This is a genomic window from Mesorhizobium sp. M1E.F.Ca.ET.063.01.1.1, from assembly GCF_003998155.1.
Lineage (GTDB): Bacteria > Pseudomonadota > Alphaproteobacteria > Rhizobiales > Rhizobiaceae > Mesorhizobium.
The window spans coordinates 1-7628 of the sequence record NZ_RZSC01000263.1; the positions used below are offsets into that span (position 1 = coordinate 1).

A 7628-nucleotide genomic window follows, 5' to 3' on the forward strand; every position below is an offset into this window, starting at 1 on the left:
GTTTGGATGAGGCCGCTGACGCGATTCTTCGCGTTGGCCAGCTTTGCCGTGACGCTGGCGAGCTGCCAGATGTTCACGCCGCCGGATGTGCAGGAATCCGGCTTCCAGCCCTCCGACAAGCCGATCACGGTCGACAATGTCGTCGCCAATGCCAAGCTCGCCGACATGGCGAAGGCGCAGCATCCGCGGATTCTTGCCACCTATGGCGGCGAATATTCCGATCCCAAGCTCGAGCGCATGGTCGCCAAGGTCGTCGGCAATTTGACGGTGGTGTCGGCCAACCCGACGCAGACCTATCGCATCACCATCCTCAATTCGCCCAACGTCAACGCCTTCGCGCTGCCGGGCGGCTATCTCTACGTCACGCGCGGGCTGCTGGCTCTGGCCAACGACTCCTCCGAGCTTGCCGCCGTCATCGCGCATGAGATGGGCCACGTCACCGCGAATCACGGCCTGCAGCGGCAACAGCTCGAGGCCGAGGAAGGCCTGGCGACCAAGGTTGTCTCCGATGTGCTCGGCGACAGCCCGACCGCCAAGGCGGCGCTGATCCGCGGCAAGCTGAAGCTCGCGCAATTCTCGCGCAATCAGGAACTGCAGGCCGACGCCATCGGCATCAAGTCGATCGGCGAGGCAGGCTATGATCCGTACGCGGCCGGCCGCTTCCTGCAGTCGATGTCCGCCTATACCGATTTCCGCTCGGTCAGCGGCGCCACCGATGCCAGCCTCGACTTCCTGGCGACGCACCCCAACACGCCGCAGCGTATCGATCTGGCGCAGCGGCTTGCCCGCAACTTTGGCCCGCCTGGCGTCGGCACGCGCGACCGCGATGCCTTCCTCGCCGGCATAGACGGGTTGCTCTACGGCGATACGCCGGAAGAGGGCTATGTGCGCGGCCAGACCTTCATGCATCCCGGCCTTGGCGTCTCGTTCTCGGTGCCGGACGGCTTCGTCATCGACAATTCGGCGGCCGCGGTGACCGCGACCGGACCTGGCGATATCGCCATCCGCTTCGACGGCGTGGCGATCGACAAGTCGGTGTCGCTGACCGATTACATCCGCAGCGGCTGGGTCGCCGGACTGGACGACACCAGCGTGCGCCAGGAAACGGTCAACGGCAACGAAGCCGCGATGGCGCATGCCAGCGCGCAAGGGTGGCAGTTCGATATCGCAGTCATCCGCGCCGGCGGGCAGGTCTATCGCTTGCTGACTGCGGCACCTTCGGCCAGCACCGCGCTGGAGCCGGTCGCGCGTTCGGTCAGCGGTTCGTTCCGTACATTGAGCGCGGCCGAGAAGGCGGCGCTGAAGCCGCTGCACATCAGGGTGGTCACCGTGCAGCCGGGCCAGAACATGGGCACGCTCGCGGCGCAAATGGTCGGCGTCGACCGCAAGCTCGACCTCTTCCGCGTACTGAACGCGATGTCGCCGGGCGCGACGGTGTCGGCCGGCGACAAGGTCAAGATCGTCACCGACAGGTAAGCCCGCGACTGCGGTTCATATTTCAGGCTGCTTCCGCCAGGAATTCGGGGTTCTGCTTGACCAGCGCCACTTTCAGCTTTTCCATGGCGCGCGCTTCGATCTGGCGGACGCGCTCCTTGGAGATGCCGAGCGCCTCGCCGAGCGATTCCAGGGTGGCGCCGTCGTCGCTCAGCCGGCGCTCCTCGATGATCCGGAGCTCGCGGGCATTGAGCGCGCCGAGCGCGCTCCTCAGCCAGACCGCACGGCGCTCGACGTCGATCGTCTCGCCGACCACCTCGTCCGGAAGCGGATCCTCGGAAACCAGGAAATCCATCCGCTCGGCCGCGCCGTTCTCGTCGGCCAAAGGGGTGTTGAGCGAGCTGTCGGGAGCCGAAAGGCGCGAATCCATCATCGCCACGTCGGCTTCCGGCACGCCGAGCGCGGCCGAGACCTCGCGGTAGAGCGAGGCATTGGAGATCGGCTCGGCGCCGTTGGCGAGCCGCGCGCGCAGCCGTCTCAGATTGAAGAATAGCGCCTTCTGCGCCGAGCTCGTCCCGCCGCGCACGATCGACCAGTTGCGCAGGATATAGTCCTGCATCGAGGCGCGGATCCACCAGGTGGCGTAGGTCGAGAAGCGCACCTCGCGGGCAGGCTCGAAGCGGGCCGCGGCTTCCAACAGGCCGACATGGCCTTCCTGGATCAGATCGCCGAGCGGCAGGCCGTAATGGCGGAATTTCGACGCCATGGAAATCACCAGGCGCATATGGGCGACGGTGATCAGATGCAGCGCGTCCTGGTCGTTCTTTTCCTTCCAGCGTATGGCCAGGAGGTGCTCCTCGTCGCGCTCGAGATAGGGAGCCTTCATTGCCGCCCGGACCAGTGTCCGTCCTGCCACGTCCTCGATCATGCCGGCTCCTCTTGGCGGTCGTTCGCGCTGATGACGGTTGAAAAGACGCTGCCGCGCCCTACAACAGCCTGCAACGTGCCAGGAGCATGGATGGTTCCGTAGCTGCGGCGGCGCGCATCCAGTGCGCCAGGCACGGCTTTGTTATCGATCCGGGACGTTCGCCCGCCGTGATTTGCGCTGATTTTGAGGACCAGATTTCTGGCTGAGCCAATTTTTGAAATCTGGTTCCTTATTTCGTGAGCTTCTATCTGCCAGTTTGCGGCCCTCACACTGCGCCGGGGCACCGGTCAAAACGGGATCACAGAAAAATGAAATGGCTCAAATCGCTCCTCGTCGCCGGAACCCTGCAGGTTCTGGCGGTCACCGCCGGACATGCCGGCGCCAATCTCGACCAGATCAAGCAGACCGGCGTCCTGAAGGTCGGCACGGAAGGCACCTACGCGCCTTTCACCTATCATGACGAATCCGGAGCGCTGGTCGGCTTCGATGTCGAGATCGCCAAGGCGATCGCCGAGAAGCTCGGCGTCAAGGTCCAGTTCCTCGAAGGCAAGTGGGACGGCCTGATCGCCGGCCTCGACGCCAATCGCTACGACGCCGTCATCAACGAGGTCGGCATCACCGATGCGCGCAAGGCCAAGTATGATTTCTCCGATCCCTACATCGCTTCCAAGGCGGTGCTGATCGTTCGCGGCGACGACACCAACATCAAGACCTTTGCCGATCTCAAGGGCAAGAAGGCGGCGCAATCGCTGACTTCCAATTTCGGCAAGCTCGCAGAGAAGAATGGCGCCGAGCTGGTCGGCACCGATGGTTTCGACCAGTCGATCCAATTGCTGCTGACCGGCCGCGCCGACGCCACCATCAACGACAGCCTGTCCTTCCTCGACTTCAAGAAGCACAAGCCCGACGCCAATGTGAAGATCGCCGCGCAGGAAGAGAACGCCGACTATTCCGGCGTCATCGTGCGCAAGGGCGATCCTGAACTGGTCGCCGCGATCAACAAGGCGCTGACCGACATCAAGGCCGACGGCAGCTACAAGAAGATCGCCGATACTTATTTCGGCCAGGACGTCTCGCAGTAAGCCCTAATGCATGTGGCCCAAAAGTGTGCAGCGGTTTTGGGAGAACGACATGCATCAAAACAAAGACCTAAAGCGCGTCGCCTGAATCCGCTTCAGCGCGACGCGCTTTAATCGTCCTTTGCTTGAATTCCGGCGGGCCGTCTTTGACGGCCCGCCGGTTTTTGCATGATAGTCGTTGGAGCCAGGACGGTCTGGCAAGGAGGGTTTCGTGGCGCATTGGCTGCAATTGATGCTGGAATCATTGCCGACATTGCTGTGGGCGGCGCTGATCTTCACCGTGCCGCTGACGCTGCTGTCCTTCGCCCTCGGGCTCATCGCCGGGCTGGTCACGGCGCTGATCCGGCTGTTCGGCCCGAAGCCGCTGGTGGCGCTCGTCCGCTTCTATGTTTGGATTTTTCGCGGGACGCCGCTTCTGGTCCAGCTTTTCCTGATCTTCTACGGCCTGCCGTCGGTCGGCATCCTGCTCGATGCCTTTCCCGCCGCGCTGATCGGCTTCACGCTCAACATCGGCGCCTACAGCTCGGAGATCATCCGCGCCGTCATCGGCTCGGTGCCGAAGGGGCAATGGGAGGCTTCCTACTCGATCGGCATGACCTGGAGCCAGGCGATGCGGCGCACGATCCTCCCGCAAGCGGGCCGCGTCGCGGTGCCGCCGCTTTCCAACACCTTCATCTCGCTGGTCAAGGACACCTCGTTGGCGGCGGCAATAACGGTGCCCGAAATGTTCCAAGCGGCGCAGCGCATCGTCGCCACCACCTATGAGCCGCTGATCCTTTATGTCGAGGCGGCGGCGCTCTACCTGGCGATGAGCTCCGTGCTGTCGGCGCTGCAGGCGCGGCTTGAGGTGCGGCTCAACCGCTATGGCGGCTTCCTGGAGGCCAATGCATGATCGGCCTCACCGACATCGAAAAGCGCTTCGGCGACAACCTCGTCCTGAAGGGCGTCACCGTCAGCATCGACGAGGGCAGCGTCACGGCGCTGGTCGGGCCTTCGGGCGGCGGAAAGAGCACGCTTCTGCGCTGCATCAATCTCCTGGAAATCCCGACCGCCGGCACCTTGCGCATCGGCGATGAGACGCTTGCGTTCCACCCCGGCGCCAAGGTGCCTTCAAGAGATATCCAGCGGGTGCGCCTGCAGACCGGCATGGTGTTCCAGAACTTCCAGCTCTTTCCGCATCGCACCGCGATCGAGAATGTCATGGAAGGGCTGGTCACAGTGCTGAAATGGCCGCAGCCACGGGCGCTCGAGCGGGCAACGGCGCTGCTCGAGAAGGTCGGCATGGCACACAAGGCCGATGCCTGGCCGGCAACGCTGTCCGGCGGCCAGCAGCAGCGCGTGGCGATTGCCCGGGCGCTGGCGCCGTCGCCGCGCGTGCTGCTTTGCGATGAGCCGACCTCGGCGCTCGATCCGGAACTGGCGCAGGAAGTGGTCGATGTGCTGGGCCAACTGGCGCGCGAAGGCACGACCATGGTGATGGCCACGCATGATCTCAGGCTTGCTTCCAAGATCGCGCAGGAAGTGGTGTTCCTCGATGCCGGTGTCGTCGTCGAGAAAGGTCCGGCCTCGGTCGTGTTCGACCGGCCAGAGCGTGAGCGGACCAAGCGCTTCATCGCCTCGCTACGGCAGGAAGAGGCGCAGAGGGAGGCCGGCGGCGAGGGATCAGGTACGATTTCTTCGTAGGTCTGCGCTGCCCCTCATTGCCCTGCCGGGCATTTCTCCCCGTATAGTGACGGGGAGAAATGATGCTTTCATCAAAGCTTCGCCAATTTTCACCGTTGCAAGACCTGCACCGAGGTTGCGGCCATCTGCCTTCTCCCCGTCACTATACGGGGAGAAGGTGCCGGCAGGCGGATGAGGGGCGGCGCAGACGCTCGATAGAACGCGCCTCATCCCCGCGTCCCACCCACAAAACCGGCCCAGAAACAAAAAACCCGGCGCGGAGCCGGGTTTTTTGAGTTCGGGTGAGTGATCAGCTCAGGCAGCTTCTTCCTGCTCGGCTTCCTCGTTGTCGGCCTTGGCGCCGCGCTTCGGGCCCTTGTTGAGGTTGACCTCGATGAGGCGCACGGCTTCCGTCTCCGACATGCGGTTGACGGCCGCGATCTCGCGGGCCATGCGGTCGAGCGCGGCTTCGTAGAGCTGGCGCTCGGAATAGGACTGCTCCGGCTGGTTGTCGGCGCGGTAGAGGTCGCGCACCACTTCCGAGATCGAGATCAGGTCGCCGGAATTGATCTTGGCATCATATTCCTGCGCGCGGCGCGACCACATGGTGCGCTTGATACGGGCGCGGCCCTGCACGACCTTCAGCGCGCGATCGACATAGTCCTCTTCCGACAGCTTGCGCATGCCGATCGAGGTCGCCTTGGCGACCGGCACCTTGAGCCGCATCTTGTCCTTCTGGAAATCGATGACGAACAGTTCCAGCTTGTGACCCGCGACTTCCTGCTCGTCGATCGCCACGATCTGACCGACGCCATGCGCCGGATAGACGATGAATTCGCCGGTCTTGAACCCGTGACGGGCCGCGGTAGACTTCTTCTGCGGGGTGATCGTTGCCATTACGCCCTGAACTCCTTAGTTGTAGCGCCGGCATGGCGGCGCCGGCTGAAACTCAGACGATCGGCGGAAGCCGACCTTTAGCCGCACAACATGTGAACCACCGGAATAAGCCGGGACCGACAAAGCGCACGAATGCCACCTGCCTGCCCCAGATCGCTCTGGTCCGGATTGAGAAGCTCACCTTTCAGTGATTTGGGGCGTTAGCGCCATAAATCGACGTTGTGTCACCGGCATGTTCCGCTCATGTAACACAAAAAGTCGGAAGAATCAAGGTTTTGCTGCATTCGCTAAGGCCGAGCTTCATCACTGCCTGTCAAGACAGCAATTGTATCGGGGCCGTTACGTCGGGTCATGCCGGCGGTGCCGGCAGCCAAATCAGTCGCCTTCGCCGGGCTCGGGCGAGAAATATTTCTCGAACTTACCGGTCTCGCCGTCGAAGGCCTTGGCGTCCGCCGGCGGCTCTTTCTTGGCGGTGATGTTGGGCCATTTCTCGGCGTATTCGGAATTGACCTGCAACCATTTGTCGAGGCCGGGCTCGGTGTCCGGCTTGATCGCGTCGGCCGGGCATTCGGGCTCGCAGACGCCGCAGTCGATGCACTCGTCAGGATGGATGACGAGCATGTTCTCGCCTTCGTAGAAACAGTCGACCGGACAGACCTCGATGCAGTCCATGTATTTGCATTTTATGCAATTATCGGTCACGACATAGGTCATCGCAGGCTCCGGGACGTCCCGTATTTGCTGGGCTTTTTTGGTGAGGTAACGCCTTTGCCCGTCGCTTGCAAGGGCAGGGCCTGCGTGTCTGAGCCGGCTTCGCGGAACAGAATTCCAGCCGTTTGCCGCGACGAGGTTCGGTTATGTCTTCAGTCCTCGCCGAGCAGCCGGTCGGTGTGTCGGCGTTCCCGCTTGGTCGGGCGGCCGCTGCCGGCCTCGCGCAAGGCCGGAATGGCGTCGGGAACGGCCTCGCCCTTCGGTGTCGGGAGCGGAGACATGTCCTCGTAAAGCAGGCGCGCTTCCTCGGCCGGGCCACGCCGGGTTCCGGGGTTGAGCACTTTCCAGACCATGATACGGCGGTCGAGCGTGATGGTCAGCACATCGCCGGCCTTGACCAGATCCGAGGCCTGCGCTGCTTTGTCGCGATTGATGCGGACCCGTCCGGCGACGACGAGCTTGGCCGCCAGCGACCGCGATTTCACCGCTCGCGAGAAGAACAGCCATTTGTCGATGCGCTGGCGGCCTTCTCCAACCATCGGAACCGGCCGAGGCTATTTCTTCAGCTGGTCGCGCAAGGCGGCGAGCTTGGCGAAGGGCGAATCCGGGTCGAAGCGCTGCGGGCGCTCCTCGCGCGGCTTGCTTTGGAAGACCGGCTTGCCGGCGTTGCCCTTACCGCCCTGCCTGTCGCCTTTCCAGTCCGGTCGGCCCTCGCGGCGGTCGGGACGCTCGCCCTGCGGCCTGGCGTCCCGCTTCTCGCCGGCTTCGCGCCGATCGCCGGCTTCCGGCCGCGGCTTGAACTTCGAGCGGTCGAAGCGCGGCTTGTCGGCACCGTCGCGTTGGTCGCGGCGGCCCTCATGCGTCGGCCGATCGCCGGGCTGGCCGGCTGCGGCGCCTGCCTGGCCGCGCGGGCGATT

Annotated in this window: 8 protein-coding genes and 1 pseudogene; 4 read left to right on the top strand and 5 right to left on the bottom strand. The window is 63.7% G+C overall.

Going from position 1 to position 7628, the window contains the following annotated elements; translation table 11 throughout:
• Positions 1-6: 6 nt before the first annotated feature.
• Positions 7-1476 (top strand): M48 family metalloprotease, encoded by a 1470-nt coding sequence (locus EOA29_RS18915; RefSeq protein WP_126091467.1) that lies wholly within the window; start codon positions 7-9, stop codon positions 1474-1476.
• Positions 1477-1498: 22 nt separating this feature from the next.
• Here EOA29_RS18915 and EOA29_RS18920 read toward each other — a convergent pair whose 3' ends face one another.
• The gene (locus EOA29_RS18920) at positions 1499-2362 is read right to left on the bottom strand and encodes an RNA polymerase factor sigma-32 (RefSeq protein ID WP_126091468.1); all 864 of its coding nucleotides are present in this window, start codon (positions 2360-2362) and stop codon (positions 1499-1501) included.
• 308 nt (positions 2363-2670) lie between these two features.
• On the opposite strand from EOA29_RS18920, the gene EOA29_RS18925 reads away from it, so the two are divergent.
• The 3 genes from EOA29_RS18925 (at position 2671) to EOA29_RS18935 (ending at position 5124) form a co-directional block, all read left to right on the top strand.
• Positions 2671-3444: an amino acid ABC transporter substrate-binding protein gene (locus tag EOA29_RS18925; protein WP_126091469.1), complete on the top strand. Its 774-nt coding sequence runs from the start codon at positions 2671-2673 to the stop codon at positions 3442-3444.
• Positions 3445-3652: 208 nt separating this feature from the next.
• The gene (locus EOA29_RS18930; RefSeq protein WP_126091470.1) at positions 3653-4333 is read left to right on the top strand and encodes an ABC transporter permease subunit; all 681 of its coding nucleotides are present in this window, start codon (positions 3653-3655) and stop codon (positions 4331-4333) included.
• Entirely contained in the window at positions 4330-5124 is a 795-nt protein-coding gene (locus EOA29_RS18935) for an amino acid ABC transporter ATP-binding protein (protein WP_126091471.1), read from the top strand. The genes EOA29_RS18930 and EOA29_RS18935 overlap by 4 nt, the downstream gene beginning before the upstream one ends.
• A gap of 294 nt (positions 5125-5418) precedes the next feature.
• On the opposite strand, the gene EOA29_RS18945 is transcribed toward EOA29_RS18935, so the two are convergent.
• From EOA29_RS18945 to EOA29_RS18960, 4 genes and pseudogenes are all read right to left on the bottom strand, one after another.
• Positions 5419-6000: a CarD family transcriptional regulator gene (locus tag EOA29_RS18945; RefSeq protein WP_040974338.1), complete on the bottom strand. Its 582-nt coding sequence runs from the start codon at positions 5998-6000 to the stop codon at positions 5419-5421.
• 375 nt (positions 6001-6375) lie between these two features.
• Positions 6376-6714, bottom strand: a complete 339-nt coding sequence (fdxA, locus tag EOA29_RS18950) for a ferredoxin FdxA (protein WP_126091472.1) — start codon at positions 6712-6714, stop codon at positions 6376-6378.
• A 149-nt stretch (positions 6715-6863) separates the two neighbouring features.
• On the bottom strand, positions 6864-7250 hold the full coding sequence (locus EOA29_RS18955; protein WP_126091473.1) for an RNA-binding S4 domain-containing protein: 387 nt from the start codon (positions 7248-7250) through the stop codon (positions 6864-6866).
• A 15-nt stretch (positions 7251-7265) separates the two neighbouring features.
• A pseudogene (locus tag EOA29_RS18960) lies at positions 7266-7628 on the bottom strand (helicase); the annotation flags it as partial.

Bases quoted from the DNA above. Each gene is read 5' to 3' on its own strand.
- EOA29_RS18920 (WP_126091468.1), bottom strand. From the start codon at position 2,362: ATGATCGAGGACGTGGCAGGACGGACACTGGTCCGGGCGGCAATGAAG.
- EOA29_RS18915 (WP_126091467.1), top strand. From the start codon at position 7: ATGAGGCCGCTGACGCGATTCTTCGCGTTGGCCAGCTTTGCCGTGACG.
- fdxA (WP_126091472.1), bottom strand. From the start codon at position 6,714: ATGACCTATGTCGTGACCGATAATTGCATAAAATGCAAATACATGGAC.
- EOA29_RS18935 (WP_126091471.1), top strand. From the start codon at position 4,330: ATGATCGGCCTCACCGACATCGAAAAGCGCTTCGGCGACAACCTCGTC.
- EOA29_RS18945 (WP_040974338.1), bottom strand. From the start codon at position 6,000: ATGGCAACGATCACCCCGCAGAAGAAGTCTACCGCGGCCCGTCACGGG.
- EOA29_RS18955 (WP_126091473.1), bottom strand. From the start codon at position 7,250: ATGGTTGGAGAAGGCCGCCAGCGCATCGACAAATGGCTGTTCTTCTCG.
- EOA29_RS18925 (WP_126091469.1), top strand. From the start codon at position 2,671: ATGAAATGGCTCAAATCGCTCCTCGTCGCCGGAACCCTGCAGGTTCTG.